The organism is Rhodococcus quanlei (genome assembly GCF_055231015.1).
In genome coordinates this window covers 79,620-97,648 of record NZ_JBUYWD010000004.1, presented here as the reverse complement: position 1 = coordinate 97,648, position 18,029 = coordinate 79,620, and the positions used below count along the sequence as shown (strand labels likewise).

Sequence of the window (18,029 nt, the reverse complement as noted above, 5' to 3'; positions counted from 1 at the left end):
TACGGCGGCCATAGCGACAGGGAAACGCCCGGTCCCATTCCGAACCCGGAAGCTAAGCCTGTCTGCGCCGATGGTACTGCACTCGACAGGGTGTGGGAGAGTAGGACACCGCCGAACATCCGTTACCTGAAGCCCCCCAACAATGTTGGGGGGCTTCAGGCATTTCCGGACCTTTCCGGAGCAGGGTGGCCATCTGGCATCCGGTGGCCTGGGTCCGAGCCCGATATCACTTGCAGTGCACGAGTGGCGAGATGGAAGTTCAACCTGTTGTCGACGTCGTGGAGATCGCGTCCCGTGAGCTCGTGTATTCGGCTCATTCTGTAGCGCAAGGTGCTTCGGTGAATTCGTAGGGCAGCTGCGGTCTCGTCGTAGTGACCACCGTATTCCAGGTACTGGGTCAGCGTTTCTGTCATTGTGCTTCGATGTCGACGGTCGTAATCGAGGAGTGCCCCGAGCCATTCGCGCACGAACTCGTGGACGTCGCCCGTGTCGGCGTGTGCGTCCAGGATGCGGTAGACGCCGAGGTCGTCGAAGTGCACGATTCCTTCCGGTCGCATCGAATGTTCCCGTATTTCCAAAGCACGCACCGAATCCGCGTAGGAGCGGGGGAGCGACGCGGGGTCGCCGGCCACGGTCCCGACTCCCATGACACCCGTCTTCCCCAAGATTCGGCGTACTCCGTCGTAGAGCGATGCCGGCGCGAGCGCAGCATCCGCAACCACCGCAACGATGTCGCCGCGCCGGACGACGAGTGCAGACCGCCGTGAAGCCTCGAGCTGCCGAGCGAATGCCGAAGCAAGTGCGTGTCCATCTGTGCCTGCCGTCCACCGCGCGGCGTGTACACGCTGAGGCTTGCGCAGGTCGTAGCCCAGGGCGTCGGCCCGCGCGCAGGCGGTGTCGTTGTCCAGCCCGTCGAGGAGGTCGGCACCCAAATCTCTGCGAAGGCGCATCTCGGCCTCGGCGATCGACCGCTGGTGCGCCATTTGCAGGGCCAATGCCGTCGCACAGTGTTCCAGCGCGAACTGTTCGAAATCGCCGGCGTGACGTGCGGGATCGGCGAGAAACACTGTCCCCAGAAGCTTCCGTTCCGGCCGGACGACCTGGAACAGACGCTCGCCGTCTCTCATCGGGTGCCCGGATGCGATGGCTCGGCCGATTGCGTCTGCGTGATTGTGTCCGCCGATTCGTCGGTAGCGTGTCGTCGATGGGGGCGGAGTCGCTACCCGGAGGTTTCCGAATGCATCCTCTACGCCCACCGGCAGACCGGTGAGTTCGTTGAGGGCGCCGACGATTGCCTCTTCCCCGGCCATGGTGGTCGACAGGCGGGTCAGAACGGTCCGGACGTCCGACTCGCGGCGTAACCGTGCCACAGTGCGTGACAACTCTTGGACAGTGACGTCCGTTGCGTGCTCTTGCGCCAGGTAGGAACGGGCCTGTGACGCGACCAGGGCAGTACGGGCATGAGCGGTGACCAATTCGATCAAGGTGACCTGATCGGGTGTTGGTTTCGTCGGCGATCGCACGACGAGTTCGTACTCGGAATCGGCTGCACCGCATACGACGTAGCGCCATTTGTTCGCTTCGTCGGAGTGCGGGTGATTCTCACCCCGCCTGGAGGACAGGGTGAAGGGGCCGAGCGCGGCAAGCGCGTATCCGAGAAACGTTGCGACCTCAGCTGTCGTCGCTGCGTCGTGCATTTGCGCAGTGAGTGCAAGTGCAGCCCATAGGTCGGGCGTGCGTGGTACCTCGTCGACCTTCGGGTCTGGTGGTAGCTCCAGATCCATGGGAGTGGGCTACCCCGAAATTCCCCGTCGAAACGATTGTGCCGTACTGCGCGGCCGAGTTGGCGCTGCGTTGTTCACCCCGCGGTGACCACGACATTCGGCTGCGCTCCCGGCACGCTTACGGAGGAAGGAAGGTGGTGGTATTGACCGAAGTCTGGACAGACCCGGATTTGTCCGAGGTGGGCTCCGCCGTGGTACCCACCTCGGACGGGTGCGCGGGCTGTCTGGCGGCAGGGACCCATTGGGACCACCTGATGATGTGCCTGTGCTGTGGGTACGTCGGCTGCAGCGACTCGTCGGCGATGCGGCACGCCCGCCATCATGCGGAACGGACGGGCCACCCGATTGCGCAGTCGATGCGGCCGGGCGACGACTGGCAGTGGTGTTTCGTGCACGACAGACGTATCGCCTCTCCACTACCCCTGATCTGGGCGCCTCCCGGTGTCGGTCGTCGTATCCGTGGGCACCGTGATGCGCGTCGGCTCGATGCGACCGCGCAGCACGACGTCGTCGACGTGAGACCAGCGCCGCGCCTCGTCGGTACCCGCGGATTCGAGAGCACGTCCTGACGCGACGACGTGGCCGGGAATGGTTTTGGCCAGTTCGGACAACCGTGCGGCCTCGTTGACCGGATCGCCGATCACGGTGTATTCGAAACGCTCCCGGGCACCGATGTTGCCGGCGACGGCGGGGCCTGCGGCGACTCCGAGCCCGGCGTCGCACTCGAGTACCTCTGTTGCGAGGCGTGTATGAATCTCACGGGCCGTTGCGAGCGCTCGACCGGCAGGATCGGAGAGTTCGGTAGGGGCGCCGAAGATCGCGAGCGCGGCGTCACCTTCGAACTTGTTGACGAAGCCGCCCCGGCGATCCACTTCGTCGACCACGATCCCGAAGAAGCGGTTCAGCAATTCGACGACTTCCACCGGATCGTGGGTGGCCGCGATGGTGGTCGACCCGATGATGTCCACGAACAGGACGGCAACATGGCGCTCCTCGCCTCCGAGTTCGGACTGGCGGGTCAGCGCATTGGCGGCCACGTCATGTCCGACGTGGCGGCCGAACAGGTCTCTGATTCGTTCGCGTTCGCGCAGCCCTTCGGCCATCCGATTGAAGCCCAGCTGCAGTGCACCGAGTTCGGTGCCGTCGTAGACAACGACGGATGCATCCAGGTCGCCTTCGGCAACTTGGGTCATGCCGGCCCGCACGGAGCGGATGGGAGCCGCAGTTGCTCGGACGCCGAGCAAGGCAAGGAGTGGGCCGACGACGAGTGTGACACCGCCCACCGCAAGGATTGCCACGGCGAGGCTCGTAGAGCTCGCCGGACGTATGAAACTGAACACGGCGATCAGCATCAGACCGAGGATGGGTACACCCGTACCCAGTAACCAGGTCACCATCGTCCGACTGGTGATTCCGAGCGCACGCTCCGGGAGGGGGCCGCCGTATTCGAGTGCCCGGGCCGCGAGGGGGCGAAGCGCGAACTGTGAGAGCACGTAACAGAATGCGCAGATGGTGATGCCGGTCAGTGCGATGGTGAAGGCGACCTTCGGAACTACCTCGATGTCGACGAAGGCGTACAGCGTCGTCAGAACGACGAGTGCGAGCGCCCACATGACTCCCTGCATGAGGGCCAGCCGTAGTGGAGCGCGAAACGCGGCGCGCCGGTCGTGCGCGCTGGGTGCGCGACCCGTGGTGGCCCAGCGAAGGTCTCGAACGAGACTTCGTGTACCCCAGGTGAGACCGACCACTATCGCGAAGGCCACGTAGACCGGGACCGCAATGAAGTTCACGTACACGTAGTCCATCGTGAGGACGGTGGGGCCGGGCACCACCACGGTCACGAGCAGGACCGCGATGAGCGCGCCGATCACATTGGTGACGAGGCTCGTTGCTGTCAGAAGCAGTTGGACCCGGATACGGGTACGGCGAGACGTTTCGTCGGGTCCACCCAGCAACCGGGAACCCATAGGAGCGGGGGAGTCGCATCGTTGCTGCATAGTCATTCGAGACTAACCGGACGATCCTCTAGGGTGTCCACGTGCGTCTTGTGATTGCCCAGTGCCGTGTCGACTATGTGGGTCGTCTGACGGCTCACCTCCCCTCAGCTCGCCGTCTGATCCTGATCAAGGCGGATGGTTCGGTGAGCATTCACGCCGACGATCGTGCGTACAAACCGCTCAACTGGATGAGCCCGCCGTGCTGGCTGGTCGAGAACGCCGGTGAGGACGACACCACCTTGTGGGTGGTGACCAACAAGGCCGGCGAGGAACTTCGCATCACCGTCGAGGAGATCGAGCACGATTCGAGCCACGAACTCGGCGTGGATCCCGGATTGGTCAAGGACGGGGTCGAGGCCCACCTGCAGGAGTTGCTGGCAGAGCACGTCGAAACATTGGGCGCCGGATACACCTTGGTGCGGCGCGAGTACATGACCGCGATCGGACCGGTCGACCTGATGTGCCGAGACGCGGACGGCGCGTCGGTTGCGGTCGAGATCAAGCGTCGCGGCGACATCGACGGGGTCGAACAGCTGACGCGGTACCTCGAGTTGCTCAACCGTGATCCGTTGTTGGCGCCGGTCAGCGGCGTTTTCGCTGCCCAGCAAATCAAACCGCAGGCCAAGACGCTGGCGACCGACCGAGGTATTCGTTGCCTGGTTCTCGACTACGAGGCGCTGCGCGGCACCGAGAGCACCGAGTTCCGGCTCTTCTAGACTGAGCTGCGTGCCACGCCGTAAACCCCAGCCCTCGAGCCGTCGCCGATCCCGTGCAACGGCGGCAGACCACGGTGGCGCACTCTTCGGTGGTGCGACGAGCCGACAGGAATCGGGTCCGGCGGGCGCGTTGGACGAGACGTATGTCGTCCGTCCGGTCTCCGGCGCCAGGGCTGTCAAGACCTATCGGTGTCCTGGGTGCGACCAAAAGATCCGGCCAGGTGTAGCCCACGTGGTCACCTGGCCCGCCGAGTTCGGAGGGACGGAGGATCGTCGCCATTGGCACACGGGGTGCTGGTCGGGGAGGCGAACCCGCGGTCTCACCCGCAGATGGTCGTGATCAGCGCGACTTGCTGCCCGACCTGACCGGCTGCTTCCCGCTGCCCTGCTGTGACCCGCCCTGCTTCACGAGTGCGCGGTCCACCTCGACGGTCTTGTCTGTGTCATTGCGGCCGTCCCTGCGGTCCGCGCCGGTGTCATTGCGGCCGTCCCTGCGGTCCGCGCCGGTGTCATTGCGGCCGTCCCTGCGGTCCGCGCCGGTGTCATTGCGGCCGTCCCTGCGGTCCGCGCCGGTGTCATTGCGGTCTGTTTCGGCCGTGTTCTTCGTTGCGTCGCTGCGACCGTCCGCACCGTCGCGGTCCTGTTCGCCTGTTTCGGTCTTGTGGGTCTTGTCGGTTTCGGTGTCTGCCGAGTCCGTCGAATCAGTCTGTGCTTCCTCATCATTGCCGTTCCCGGACGCCTTCGTTTCCGGCTGGGCGTCGAGCAGTTCACTTTCGCGGTTGACCGACGCCAACATCGCGGGAACCGAATCGAGTTGTCCGCGAATACCCAAGAGTTGCGCGAGGATGCGGCCGCGCAGAACCCGAAGCTCCTCGGCCAGGTCCTTGGCGTGGGTGATCTTGCGTTCGGCCTGGTCGGTCGCGATCTGGATGCGACGCTCGGCCTCGTGTGCAGCGTCGTCGAGACGGCGTTTCGCTTCGGCCTTGCTCGACGACTCGAGTTCGTTGACAGCCGTGATGGTCTTCTGACGCTTCTCGGACATGGTGAGGTCGAAGTCTTCTTGGATGCGGGAGCGTTCGAGCTCCGATTCGGCAGCCAACCGATCGCGCTCGGACTCGGCGGCCTCCACGATGCGCTTGGATTCTGCCCGCGCCTTGGACATGGTCTGGCCGTGCTCGACCTCGAGGGCGCTACGGCGATCCTCGAGTTCGGCAACGAGCGACTCGTACTCGCCACGGAGCGCGGTGCCTTCTTGTTCGGCTATCGAGATCATCTCGGCGGCATCGGATTCGGCTTTCGCGCGAACCTCGGACGCCTCGTCCGAGGCGAGACGCAACATGCGCGAAATGCGGTCGCTCATGCCTTCGGCGGTGGTGGGCGGGACCGACAGTCGATCGACGTCCTTGCGGAGGTCGTCGATCTCGTTGCGGGCATCGTCGAGCTGTTTGGCGAGATCGCGAGCCTGCGCCGCCGCGGCATCGCGATCCGCGGCCGTCACCCGGAGTTCGGCGTCGAAACGCTCGAAATAGTTGCGTACTTCGTCGCGATCGAATCCTTTTCGTGCGATCGAGAAGGGGAGCTGCTGAGATCCGCGATCGTGCTCGTTCACCATGCCCGCCAATCTACCTGGGCAGGAGGGGTCCACGCTGCCTTGGCCCGGTACCTGCCCACGATCGGTCAGTTGCCGCTCGATTGCTCCACGAGTTCGACCAGAACGCCGCCGGCATCCTTCGGGTGTACGAAGTTGATTCGTGAGTCGGCAGTACCGCGTCGTGGTGCGTCGTAGAGCAGTCGCACACCCTGCTCGAGCAGAAGTGCCGAGATCGCTTCGATGTTGCTCACCCGGTATGCCAACTGCTGGAGACCGGGGCCGCTGCGCTCGATGAATTTGGCGATGGTGGACTGCTCGTTCAGGGGTGCCAGGAGTTGCAGAGCCGTGCTGTCGGACTTGGCGCCGACAACGCTGAGCATCGCCTCGCGTACGCCTTGCTCCTCGTTGACTTCCTCGTGAGTCGCCTCCATACCGAGGTGGCGGCTGTACCAGGCAATGGCGGCATCCAGGTCGGGCACGGCGATGCCGACGTGGTCGATCGCCAGTACCAGGTCGGAGGACAAGGGAGACGTACGAGTTTCAGGGGACGACTGTGGCTGAGTTCCAGGGGACGACTGTGTCATGGCATCGACGTTAGCGTTACCGTGTGAGGTGTTCTCATCGGGATGTGACTTACGTCGCTCACCTGCGTCGCATGGGGAATCGACCTGCGAGGCATCACCCGACTTTTCGTACGCGGAGGAAATCGTGACCAGTTCTGTAATTGTTGCCGGAGCGCGCACCCCGATGGGGCGTCTACTCGGATCGTTGAAGGACCTTTCGGGCTCCGACCTCGGCGGGATTGCCATCAAGGGCGCGCTCGAGAAGTCCGGGGTCAAGCCCGAGCAGGTCGAGTACGTGATCATGGGGCAGGTGCTCACCGCCGGCGCCGGCCAGATTCCGGCGCGTCAGGCCGCGGTTGCCGCAGGCATTCCGATGGATGTCCCTGCCCTGACCGTCAACAAGGTGTGCCTGTCGGGTGTGGATGCGATCGCACTGGCTGATCAGCTGATCCGGGCAGGCGAGTTCGACGTGGTCGTGGCCGGTGGCCAGGAGTCGATGAGCCGCGCGCCGCACATGCTCGAGAAGAGTCGTGGCGGGTTCAAGTACGGCGACGTCACGATGCGTGACCATATGGCGTACGACGGTCTGCACGACGTGTTCACCGATCAGGCCATGGGGCTGCTCACCGAGACGGCGAACAAAGAATCGACGTCACACATCAGTCGTGAGGAGCAGGACGCCTTCGCTGCTGCCTCGCACCAGAATGCGGCCCGTGCCTGGAAGGACGGCTTGTTCGAGGACGAGGTCGTCCCCGTCTCCATTCCGCAGCGCAAGGGTGATCCGGTCGTTTTCGCGCAGGACGAGGGTATTCGCGCCGACACCACCACCGAGTCGCTGGGACGTCTTCGCCCTGCGTTCAGCAAGGACGGCACGATCACCGCGGGTTCGGCGTCGCCGATTTCCGACGGCGCCGCAGCCGTTGTCGTCATGAGCAAGGCGAAGGCGGAAGAGCTCGGTCTCACCTGGATCGCCGAGATCGGTGCCCACGGTGTCGTCGCCGGTCCGGACTCGACGCTTCAGTCGCAGCCGGCGCGTGCGATCGCCAAGGCGTGTGCGCGTGAGGGGGTCGACCCGCAGGATCTCGATCTCGTCGAGATCAACGAGGCGTTCGCGGCTGTCGGTATCGCCTCGACACGAGAACTGGGCCTCGATGCGGCGAAGGTGAACGTCAACGGTGGTGCCATTGCCGTCGGTCACCCCCTCGGTATGTCCGGTGCTCGAATCGCGCTGCACCTCGCGCTGGAATTGGGCCGTCGTGGCGGCGGCATCGGTGCTGCGGCCCTGTGTGGCGGTGGCGGACAGGGTGACGCCCTGATCGTTCGCGTCCCCAAGAAGTAACGCTTTCGACACGTCGTGGTGGGGTTGCCTCGATGCGGCGGTGACGAACCCCACTACGGCGTGTCGTAGACATTCGGGCACAATGGACACCATGCCGAACATCTTCGACGTCTCCACTCCCGCGAAGCGCTTCCGTCTCGTTGCATACTGGGAGGCTTTGACCTGGGCTGTCTTACTCGTGGCCATGTTCTTCAAGTGGGTCCTCGGTTACGAGGAAGCAGTGAGCATTCCGGGCATGGTGCACGGTGTTGCCGGCTTCATGTTGTTCATCGTGGTCGCACTCGTCACGGCAGTTCAGCTGAAGTGGGACCTGAAGGTCACGGCACTTGCCCTGCTGTCGAGCGTTCCTCCGTTCGGAACCGTGGTCTTCGAGGTCTGGGCCGCCCGCACGGGTCGTCTGGGGGAACTGTCGACGAACAAGACGCCTGAACCGGCCACGACGTCAGCCTGACGTCCCCGGTCGTCCTTCGGGGATCGCTGTTCTCGAATTCGGATCGCATGTCCTCGGGCTCGATGACGTTCTCGGGCTCGATGGCACGGTCTGCGAATTCGATGACGCGGCCTGCGTTCCTCCCGTCGACGCTTTCGTGACAGACTGGGAGTCGTGACTCGACCAGGTTCTCGTAATCCAGCTCGCTCCGCCGCGATTGCCGCGGCAACCAGCGGTGCCGTCGATCTTTCGGGACTCAAGGAGCGTGCTTCGGCACCTCCCGCGCGACCGGCGGCCGGTGACAACGGCGACGAAACGTCAACCGGACCTCTCGCACCCGTCATCGACGTGACCGAGGAAACCTTCGAAGACGAGGTGCTGCGTCGTTCGAGTCAGGTTCCCGTGATCGTGGATCTGTGGGCAACGTGGTGCGGGCCGTGCAAACAGCTGTCGCCGTTGCTCGAGAAGCTTGCTCGGGAAGCAGGCGGTCGCTGGGTGCTCGCAAAGGTGGATGTGGATGCGAACCCCCGGATAGCCCAAGCATTCGGCGTGCAATCGGTACCCACCGTTGTGGCGATCGCGGCGGGGCAGCCCCTCGCGGACTTTCAGGGAGTGCAGCCGGAAGAGCAGCTGCGTCAATGGCTTGCTGCGGTGGAGCAGGCCGTGGCCGGAAAGCTGTCGGGTCCGCCGGTCGATGCCGGGGCCGAAGCCGAACCGGAACCCGAGGATCCCCGTTTCACCGCTGCGGAGGCTGCACTCGACGAGGGTGATCTCGCCGGCGCCGAAGCGGCATTCCAGCGGATCCTCGACGAGGAACCGGCCAATGCCGAGGCGCTCGGGGCGATTCGTCAGGTGCGATTCCTCGCCCGTGTACAGCAACTCGAGAGTGGGGCGGTCGCTGCCGCCGATGCGGAGCCGACGAACATCGATGCCCAGCTCGCGGCAGCCGACGTGGAACTGTACGGGCAAGCTCCGGAGGCGGCATTCGAGCGCATCATCGCGGTGATCAAGCGTAGTGCCGGCGATGATCGGACCCGCGCCCGAACCCGTCTGTTGGAACTGTTCGAGTTGTTCGATCCTGCTGAGCCTGCGGTGGTCTCCGCGCGCCGTAAGTTGGCTACTGCCCTCTACTGATCCAGCGGTGGCGCCCGTACCTGCGCCGCTAGCGGTACCGGCCGTGGCAGCCGCCCTCGCCCTCGAGAACTCCGGTACGGAACGCGTCGACTCGCGAGAATCCGCTGGGCACCGTGCGACCGTTCACATCGCTTGCCGCCAGGCCGTCCGTCAGTAGTCCTGAAACGGCCTCGTCCAGGTCACCCGGCGACAACCACACACTGCCGTCCTCGAGCATCTGGGGATTCTCGGGACTCAGCGCTGCCGTGATGACGCCCGACAAGCACGCCGCGCGCAGTGCCGTCTCGGGTGAGTGCAAGTCCTCGCCTTTGTGGTTCTGGATGGCCAGCGTGTAGCGGGAGGCCAAGAGCAGGTATGCCGTGTAGTCCCCGGTCAAGTGAGTTGCGAGGAGGTCGCGTCGGCTGGTGGGGGTGGGCGTCGCACGTTCCGCCAGCGCGTCCACACTCACCCCGATGGCATTGGTGGCAGGGCAGTACGACACCGGTTGTGTGACTTCCGCATTCGGGCAGTCGAGGTCGGCGCCGTCGAGGTAGAGCTTCGGCGGATCGGGTAGTTCGAAGATCAGCTGGAAGGACTCCACGAACATCTCCAGCGACTCCTCCGTGACCGCCAGCTCGCCGTCGTCCAGATCGTCACTGAATCGTTGGGGTAGGTCGGCGCGCCGCGATTCGATTTCCTTCTGGTCGATGCGTTCGCACGGCGACGGGCCGTTGGTGAAACCGATCTGTACCGCGGTCACGCGTTCGAAAGCGGAACCGTGAACATTGCCGGGATTGGTGGGATCTGTGTCGCCGATGGCTACAGCGGATGCCAACACGTTGTTGAGTCCATCCGAGGTGTTCAGCCTGAAATGCTCGGATTCCCCTTCCGCGATATGGCGCAGAAAGCTGCCGGCGAAGCAGTCGGCCTGCTGCTCGCGCACGATCCCTGCCACTTTCGCGGCGGGTGCGATGTTCGCCTTCGTCTGCACCGCGTGACCGTATTCGTGCGCGAGTACGAAGACCGCGGCGATGTCGCCGAACTTTGCGATCACCTCTGGTAACAGCACTCTCCGGTCCCACCCGATCGTGTGGTCCTTGGTGCAGTAGCCGGCGTTGGGGAGGCCTTCCGTGCTCTCGCCGCAGAAGGTCGGTCCACGATGCTGTGTCGGATCCCAGGAGATCAGCTCGGCCACGGGCTCGAACTTCTGGTCGAACAGTTCGGGGAACTTCTGTGACCAATACACTTCGAGGTCGGCGATCGCGTTGCCGAGCATCGTGTCGACGTCGCCGCCGTCGGTGTTCGTGATCGCGATATCGGCGTCGGGTACGGACGGACGTGCACCGCTGGGACCCGACGTCGCTTCGAGTCCGGCCACTCGGAAGGGATCGTCGTAGATGGACACGGCCTGGCCGGTGACGGACGATGTGCAGCCGGCGAGCGTGACCGCCACGGTCACGAGGCCCGCAAGTCGAACCAGCAGATGCCGGTATCCGTTCATCAACGCTCCAGACCGATCCAGATCGCCCCGTTCGCCGGAAGAGCCACCTGCGCCGAGGCGGGACGTCCGTGCCACGACTGGGACGTCGCCATCACTGCACCGAGGTTTCCCAATCCCGAGCCCTCGTACGGCACAGCATCCGTGTTGAGCAATTCGGTCCATCGACCCGGTTCGGGCAACCCCACCCGATAGTCCGAATGCGATCGCCCGGAGAAGTTGAACAGGCAGGCGACGATCGAACCGTCAGTACCGTAGCGCAAGAAGCTCAGGACATTGTTCGCGGTGTCGTTCGCGTCGATCCACGAGTAGCCGCCGGGCGACGCGTCGAGGGTCCAGAGCGCTGGACGATCCCGATACACCGCGTTGAGGTCGGATACGAGTCGCGAGATTCCACGGTGGTAGCGGCCGGTATCGGCTCGATCGAGCTCGGCCCAATCGAGTCCACGTTCCTCGGACCATTCCCCCGATTGCCCGAATTCCTGGCCCATGAACAACAATTGTTTTCCGGGGTGTGCCCACATGTAGGCGAGCAGGGCGCGGAGGCCGGCCGCCTTGGCGAAATCGTCGCCGGGCATGCGGGTCCACAATGTGCCCTTGCCGTGGACGACCTCGTCGTGGCTGATCGGGAGCAGGTAGTTCTCGCTCCACGCGTACATCAGCGAGAAGGTGATCTCGTGGTGGTGATAGCTCCGGTGAATCGGGTCGTGGGACAGGAATCCGAGCGTGTCGTGCATCCAGCCCATGTTCCATTTCATGTCGAATCCGAGACCGCCGACGTTGGTGGCGCGCGTGACACCAGGCCACGCTGTCGATTCCTCGGCGATCGTGACGACGCCGGGGTGATGCTTGTGCACGGTGGCGTTCATCTCTTGCAGAAAGGCAACGGCTTCGAGGTTCTCGCGGCCACCGTGAATATTGGGCGTCCACCCGCCGTCGGGGCGGGAATAGTCGAGGTAGAGCATCGAGGCCACCGCGTCCACGCGTAGCCCGTCGATGTGGAACTCCTCGATCCAGAACAGGGCGTTGGCGACGAGGAAGTTGCGAACCTCGCGGCGACCGAAGTCGAACACGTAGGTGCCCCAATCCAATTGCTCGCCGCGTTGAGGATCGCGGTGCTCGTACAACGGTGTGCCGTCGAATCGGGCCAGTGCCCAGTCGTCTTTGGGGAAGTGCGCCGGAACCCAGTCGACGAGAACGCCGATACCCGCACGGTGCAGGCTGTCGACGAACCACCGGAAGTCGTCCGGGGTGCCGAATCTGGCGGTCGGGGCGTAGTACGAGGTGACCTGGTACCCCCACGAGCCACCGAATGGATGCTCGGCGACCGGAAGCAGTTCCACGTGGGTGAAGCCCGCCGCTTTCACGTACGAGGTGAGTTGTTCCGCCAGTTCACGGTAGGGAAGTCCAGGTCGCCACGAACCCAGATGGACCTCGTAGACGCTCATCGGTGATTGTGCAGGTTCCGACGTCTTTCGGCGGTCCAGCCATTCCGCGTCCCGCCACTCGTGCGTGCTCGCCGTGATTCGCGATGCCGTCGCCGGCGGAACCTCGGTGTGGAAGGCCATCGGATCCGCCTTGTCCCGGCCGATGCCGTCGGGGCCGATCACATGGTATTTGTACAGTTCACCGGGGCCGAGGTCCGGGACGAACAGTTCCCACACACCGGTCGATCCCAGTGCGCGCATGGGTGCGCTCGGTCCCCGCCAGCCGTTGAAATCACCGATCACGGCGACGCCGCGTGCCGCAGGTGCCCAGACCGCGAACGATGTTCCGGAAACCACACCGTCGGGGGTCTCGTAGGTGCGTTGATGTGCACCGAGAACCTCCCACAACCGTTCGTGACGACCCTCACCGACCAGGTGCAAATCCAAGTCGCCGAGCGTGGGCAGGAAGCGATACCCGTCGGCGCAGGTGACCGTGCGCCCGTCGGGATATCGTGTGGCGAGACGGTAGTCCGCGAGATCACGGACAGGGATCACAGCCGCGAAGATGCCCTCCGCAACCTCGGCGAGAGGATGCCGTGTACCGGCCACCACTGCGTCGACGGACACCGCATCCGGACGCAGCGTGCGCACCAGTGTGCCGTCCCGATGGGGATGCGCACCCAAAACGGCGTGCGGATCATGGTGCGCGCCCCGCGCCAGTAGGTCGAGATCAGCGGCGGACGGTGTGGGGCCGGCGGACGATTCGCTCATCGGGCACCTCGCCGACGGGAGAGCGCAAAGCGCGCAGGATGGGAGATGTTCGGAAGCGCGATGATGTGCGCCGCAGCACGCCATGGTTCGAGGCGTACGAAATTGGTTTGCCCCCAGTCGTACTGCTCGCCGCTCACCTCGTCCCGAACCGTCATGCGGTCGTGCCAGTCGTGCCCGATCGCGGGCATGTCGAGCCAGATGTGGCCTTGCGCGGCGGTATACGGGTCGAGGTTGATCACCGTCAGCACGGCATCGCCGGTGGCCGGATCGAATTTCGAGTAGGCGATGAGGGCGTCGTTGTCGATGTGATGGAAGTGCAGGTTCCGGAGTTGCTGCAACGCCGGATGTGCCCGCCGGATTCGGTTGAGTGTGGTGAGCCACGGCGCCAGCGATTCCCCCCGCGCCGCGGCCCCAGCGAAATCGCGCGGTCGCAGTTCGTACTTCTCCGAGTGCAGGTATTCCTCGCTGCTCGGGCGAAGGGCTTGATGTTCGTACAACTCGTACCCGGAGTACACGCCCCACGCGGGGGACATCGTTGCCGCGAGTGCAGCCCTCAGCGCGAACATTCCCGGACCGCCGTGCTGAAGGCTCTCGTGCAGTATGTCCGGGGTGTTCACGAACAGATTGGGCCTGGCTTCGTCGGCCTTGGCGGCCAGTTCGTTGCCGAACTCGACGAGTTCCCACTTTGCCGTGCGCCACGTGAAGTACGTATAGGACTGCGTGAAGCCCCGTCTGGCCAGTCCGTACAAGCGGGCGGGACGAGTGAACGCCTCGGACAGGAAGAGCACGTCGGGATGAGATTGCTTGACGTCGGCGATGAATCGTTGCCAGAAACTCGGCGGCTTCGTGTGTGGATTGTCCACCCGAAATATCTTCACGCCCACGTCGATCCAGTGCAGTACCACGCGGAATACCTCAGCGTAGATGCCCTCGGGATCGTTGTCGAAGTCGATCGGATAGATGTCCTGGTACTTCTTCGGCGGATTCTCTGCGTACGCGATCGTCCCGTCGGGCAGCACCGTGAACCATTCGGGATGCTCGCTCGCCCAGGGGTGATCGGGCGCGCACTGAAGTGCCAGATCGAGCGCCACTTCCATGCCGTTGCGGCGTGCCGAGTCCACGAATCCACGAAAGTCTGCGAGCGTGCCCAACTCGGGGTGGACGGCGTCGTGGCCACCGTCGACCGAACCGATCGCCCACGGTGAGCCGGTATCGCCCGGACCGGGCGTCAGGGTGTTGTTCGGACCTTTGCGATTGACGGTCCCGATCGGGTGGATCGGCGGCAGATACACCACGTCGAAACCCATGGCGGCGATGCGCGGAAGGTCGGCAGCCGCGGTGTCGAAGGTTCCGTGGCGCGGTGTGCCGTCTGCGTTCCATCCGCCGGTCGAACGCGGGAAGAACTCGTACCACGACCCGAAGAGTGCAGCGCGCCGGTCGACCGATACATGATGGACGGCGCTCGTGGTCACCAACTCGCGTAGCGGATGCGTGCGCAGCAGCTCGGTGATGTCCGAACCGAATGCAGGAGCCACGCGTACAGGGAGCTGTCGATTCGAGCGCAACGATGTCGCCACGGCAACGACACGCTCGCGATCGCCGACCGGGACCCCGGTGGCCGCCGTGTCGAACAACCGGGCCCCGATCTCGAGGTCGTTGGTCAGCTCGACGGCCCCCTGCCCTACTGCAAGTTTGGCCTCGATTGCGTGCTTCCAGGTGGCGATCGGGTCGCTCCACGCCTCGATGGTGAACGTCCAGTGGCCTGCACACGTGGGGGTGAACAGACCGTCGACGACGTCGGGCAGCACACCGGGACTCATGGGGATGCGCAACGTGCGGGTTTCTTTCGTGGAGTCGGACGGAGCGCGGACGGCCAGGGTTGCGGACACCGCAGCATGGCCCTCCCGCCACACCACGGCCTGCACGGGTACGGCCTCACCGACCACAGCCTTGGACGGAAAGCGGCCACCGTCGATCGTGGGCTCCACGTCGTCGATGCCGAGTCGTCCCGTCACTGCGGTCTCCGTTCTCGCCGTACCTGTTGTCATTTCTCGCCGTGCCTGCCACTGGGCCGTACCTGTCACACTGCGCGGCGCACGGCCTCGAAGTCGCCGCTTCAACCGTAGTGGAGCGCCCGATCGTTCGTCGTCACCCGCGGTACCTGTACCCAGGTGTGTTGGGTACCGGCGCGCCAAGCGCGTTGTGGGTAGTGTTCGCCAGGTGAAAGCCTTGCGTCGGTTCACTGTCCGAGCTCATCTTCCCGGGCGCCTTGCCGCACTGGGGCCACTGTCGACCAATCTGCGGTGGTCGTGGCACCCGCCGACCCAGGAATTGTTCGAGCGACTCGACGCGCAGCTGTGGCGAAAAGTGCGCTGTGACCCGGTACGCATGCTGGGCGAAGTCGCGCCGTCACGGCTCGACGAGTTGTCCGAGGATCCCGATTTCCTCGAGGATCTGGATGCTGCCCAGGCGGATCTCGAAGAGTATTTGGCACGCCCACGGTGGTATCAGGGTCGTAGTCAACCGGCAGCGAACAGTATCGCCTACTTCTCCATGGAGTTCGGTGTCAGCGAGGTTCTCCCCAACTACTCCGGCGGCCTCGGCATCCTGGCGGGAGATCACCTCAAAGCTGCCTCCGATCTGGGCCTGCCGCTCATCGGGGTGGGCCTGCTGTACCGGTCGGGGTATTTCCGGCAGTCGCTGACCGTCGACGGCTGGCAGGCCGAGCACTACCCGGCACACGATCCGCAGGGTCTGCCGCTGCATTTGCTGACCGACTCTTCCGCGGACGGCGCGCCGGTGCTGATTCACGTCGCGATGCCCGGTGGCGGTGTGTTGCGCGCACGAATCTGGGTCGCCCAGGTCGGGCGCATTCCGCTGCTACTCCTGGATTCGGACATCGAGCAGAACGATGCCGAGCTGCGCGGGGTCACGGATCGGCTCTACGGTGGGGATCAGGATCACCGGATCAAGCAGGAGATCCTGGCCGGGGTGGGGGGTGTGCGTGCGGTGCGCGCCTACACGCGGGCGCACGGCTTGCCGGACCCGGACGTTTTTCACATGAACGAGGGACATGCCGGTTTCCTCGGGCTCGAGCGGATCCGCGAACTCGTGGCCGGTGAAGGACTCGATTTCGACTCGGCGCTCGCGACGGTTCGTGCGGGCACGGTCTTCACGACGCACACGCCGGTTCCCGCCGGCATCGACCGCTTCCCGGTCGATCTCGTGCGCCGATACTTCGGAGGCAGCAACGGCGAGAGCGAATCGACCCTGCTGCCCGGATTGACCGTCGATCGCGTCCTCGGGTTGGGGCGTGAGCCGGATCCGTCCTTGTTCAACATGGCCCACATGGGGTTGCGGCTGGCTCAGCGCGCCAATGGCGTGTCGAAGCTGCACGGCGAGGTCAGCCGAGACATGTTCCGACCGTTGTGGCCGGGATTCGACGAGGACGAGGTGCCCATCGGTTCGGTCACCAACGGCGTCCATGCGCCCACCTGGGCCGCACCGGAATGGATGGATCTGGCGCGCCGGATCGTCGGGCCCGAGGCGGTCGAAGAGGCGCGGGGCTGGGAGCGACTGCGCGATGTCTGCGCGGACGAACTCTGGTCCACACGAAATCGGTTGCGTCGCAAGCTGGTGCAAGAGGTGCGTCGCAGGGTTCGAGCCTCGTGGATCGAGCGGGGGGCGGCCGATGCAGAACTCGGTTGGACCGACTCGGTGTTCGACCCGGACGTCCTGACCGTCGGGTTCGCGCGGCGCGTCCCCACGTACAAGCGGTTGACGTTGATGCTCCGAGATCCGCAGCGGCTGCGCGCGATGCTCACCGATGAGAAGCGGCCTCTGCAACTCGTGGTCGCCGGTAAGTCTCACCCGGCCGACGATGGTGGGAAGGCGCTCATCCAACAGGTCGTCCGTTTCGCCGACGCGGCCGATGTACGCCATCGCATCGTGTTCTTGCCCGATTACGACATGTCGATGGCGCGCTACCTGTATTGGGGGTGCGACGTGTGGTTGAACAACCCGCTGCGCCCGCTCGAGGCCTGCGGCACGTCCGGGATGAAGTCGGCACTCAACGGCGGTCTCAACCTGTCCATCCTCGACGGCTGGTGGGACGAGATGTTCGACGGTGCCAACGGCTGGGCGATTCCCACTGCGGACGGAGTCGAGGACGAGGTGCGCCGGGACGACCTGGAGGCATCCGCGTTGTACGAACTGCTCCAAGCATCCGTGCTACCCCGGTTCTACGACCGCGGACCCGACGGTGTGCCCGAACGCTGGGTCGAGATGGTTCGCCACACGTTGGAAAGTCTCGGCCCGCAGGTTCTCGCCTCGCGAATGGTGCGCGACTACACGGTCGACTACTACGCTCGTGCGACTCGGTCGCGCGCTGATGTGGTCTGCAACGATTACGTGGGCGCCCGGCAGCTCGCGGACTTCCGGCAGCGTGTGGTCGATGCGTGGCCGTCGGTTGCCGTTGCGCGGGTCGACGCCTCGGGACTACCGGATTCGCCGGAGATCGGTGCGAATCTTTCGGTGCGGGCTCGGGTTCGACTGGGTGATCTCGACCGCAGTGAGGTGTCGGTCGAAGCGGTGATCGGACGGGTCGCCGAATCCGAGGAACTGACCGACGTGGTGACGGCGCCGATGACATTTGTCGCGTCCGACGACGCAGGCGCGCTGTTCGTCGCCGATATTGCGCTCCCGCTATCGGGCTCTGTCGGGTACACAGTGCGTGTGTTGCCCCGGCATCCGCTCCTCGCCGACCCCGCCGAGCTGGGCTTGGTGACGACCGCCTGAGGG

The 18,029-nt window shown here is 64.7% G+C and carries 13 protein-coding genes, 1 rRNA gene and 1 pseudogene; 8 read left to right on the top strand and 7 right to left on the bottom strand.

The window, feature by feature from the left end:
* A 5S ribosomal RNA gene (gene rrf / locus ACZI8Q_RS03000) occupies nucleotides 1-117 on the top strand.
* Between the two features lie 38 nt (nucleotides 118-155).
* On the opposite strand, the gene ACZI8Q_RS02995 is transcribed toward rrf, so the two are convergent.
* Nucleotides 156-1,784 carry a PucR family transcriptional regulator gene (locus ACZI8Q_RS02995; RefSeq protein WP_463372009.1) on the bottom strand — a complete coding sequence of 543 codons (1,629 nt, stop codon included), beginning with the start codon at nucleotides 1,782-1,784 and terminating at the stop codon, nucleotides 156-158.
* Between ACZI8Q_RS02995 and ACZI8Q_RS02990 the strand changes: the two are divergent.
* Nucleotides 1,709-2,182, top strand: a pseudogene (locus tag ACZI8Q_RS02990) (UBP-type zinc finger domain-containing protein); the annotation flags it as partial. The gene ACZI8Q_RS02995 and the pseudogene ACZI8Q_RS02990 sit on opposite strands and share 76 nt — an antisense overlap.
* An 18-nt stretch (nucleotides 2,183-2,200) precedes the next feature.
* On the opposite strand, the gene ACZI8Q_RS02985 reads toward ACZI8Q_RS02990, so the two are convergent.
* Nucleotides 2,201-3,781, bottom strand: coding sequence for an adenylate/guanylate cyclase domain-containing protein (locus ACZI8Q_RS02985; protein WP_463372017.1), 1,581 nt, complete (start codon nucleotides 3,779-3,781; stop codon nucleotides 2,201-2,203).
* 41 nt (nucleotides 3,782-3,822) lie between these two features.
* Here ACZI8Q_RS02985 and nucS point away from each other — a divergent pair, with 41 nt between their 5' ends.
* Entirely contained in the window at nucleotides 3,823-4,497 is a 675-nt protein-coding gene (nucS, locus tag ACZI8Q_RS02980; protein WP_463372008.1) for an endonuclease NucS, read from the top strand.
* A 10-nt stretch (nucleotides 4,498-4,507) separates the two neighbouring features.
* The gene (locus ACZI8Q_RS02975) at nucleotides 4,508-4,837 is read left to right on the top strand and encodes an ATP/GTP-binding protein (RefSeq protein WP_463372007.1); all 330 of its coding nucleotides are present in this window, start codon (nucleotides 4,508-4,510) and stop codon (nucleotides 4,835-4,837) included.
* Here ACZI8Q_RS02975 and ACZI8Q_RS02970 read toward each other — a convergent pair whose 3' ends face one another.
* Both ACZI8Q_RS02970 and mce read right to left on the bottom strand, forming a co-directional pair.
* Nucleotides 4,838-6,109, bottom strand: coding sequence for a hypothetical protein (locus ACZI8Q_RS02970; RefSeq protein ID WP_463372006.1), 1,272 nt, complete (start codon nucleotides 6,107-6,109; stop codon nucleotides 4,838-4,840).
* Nucleotides 6,110-6,174: 65 nt separating this feature from the next.
* Nucleotides 6,175-6,672 (bottom strand): methylmalonyl-CoA epimerase, encoded by a 498-nt coding sequence (mce, locus tag ACZI8Q_RS02965; protein ID WP_463372005.1) that lies wholly within the window; start codon nucleotides 6,670-6,672, stop codon nucleotides 6,175-6,177.
* 124 nt (nucleotides 6,673-6,796) lie between these two features.
* Here mce and ACZI8Q_RS02960 point away from each other — a divergent pair, with 124 nt between their 5' ends.
* The 3 genes from ACZI8Q_RS02960 (at nucleotide 6,797) to trxA (ending at nucleotide 9,554) form a co-directional block, all read left to right on the top strand.
* The gene (locus ACZI8Q_RS02960; RefSeq protein ID WP_463372004.1) at nucleotides 6,797-7,990 is read left to right on the top strand and encodes an acetyl-CoA C-acetyltransferase; all 1,194 of its coding nucleotides are present in this window, start codon (nucleotides 6,797-6,799) and stop codon (nucleotides 7,988-7,990) included.
* A 91-nt stretch (nucleotides 7,991-8,081) separates the two neighbouring features.
* Nucleotides 8,082-8,441 carry a DUF3817 domain-containing protein gene (locus tag ACZI8Q_RS02955; protein WP_463372003.1) on the top strand — a complete coding sequence of 120 codons (360 nt, stop codon included), beginning with the start codon at nucleotides 8,082-8,084 and terminating at the stop codon, nucleotides 8,439-8,441.
* 153 nt (nucleotides 8,442-8,594) lie between these two features.
* Nucleotides 8,595-9,554: a thioredoxin gene (gene trxA, locus ACZI8Q_RS02950; RefSeq protein WP_463372002.1), complete on the top strand. Its 960-nt coding sequence runs from the start codon at nucleotides 8,595-8,597 to the stop codon at nucleotides 9,552-9,554.
* Nucleotides 9,555-9,582: 28 nt separating this feature from the next.
* On the opposite strand, the gene ACZI8Q_RS02945 is transcribed toward trxA, so the two are convergent.
* From ACZI8Q_RS02945 to ACZI8Q_RS02935, 3 genes are read right to left on the bottom strand one after another with little or no spacing between them, the layout of a single operon-like run.
* A complete protein-coding gene (locus ACZI8Q_RS02945) occupies nucleotides 9,583-11,034 on the bottom strand; it encodes a neutral zinc metallopeptidase (RefSeq protein WP_463372001.1) in 1,452 nt (483 codons plus the stop codon).
* Nucleotides 11,034-13,229, bottom strand: a complete 2,196-nt coding sequence (glgB, locus tag ACZI8Q_RS02940) for a 1,4-alpha-glucan branching protein GlgB (protein WP_463372000.1) — start codon at nucleotides 13,227-13,229, stop codon at nucleotides 11,034-11,036. Before glgB ends, ACZI8Q_RS02945 begins: the two co-directional genes overlap by 1 nt.
* Entirely contained in the window at nucleotides 13,226-15,244 is a 2,019-nt protein-coding gene (locus ACZI8Q_RS02935) for an alpha-1,4-glucan--maltose-1-phosphate maltosyltransferase (protein ID WP_463371999.1), read from the bottom strand. The genes glgB and ACZI8Q_RS02935 overlap by 4 nt, the downstream gene beginning before the upstream one ends.
* A 205-nt stretch (nucleotides 15,245-15,449) precedes the next feature.
* On the opposite strand from ACZI8Q_RS02935, the gene glgP reads away from it, so the two are divergent.
* A complete protein-coding gene (gene glgP / locus ACZI8Q_RS02930; protein WP_463371998.1) occupies nucleotides 15,450-18,026 on the top strand; it encodes an alpha-glucan family phosphorylase in 2,577 nt (858 codons plus the stop codon).
* Nucleotides 18,027-18,029: the final 3 nt, after the last annotated feature.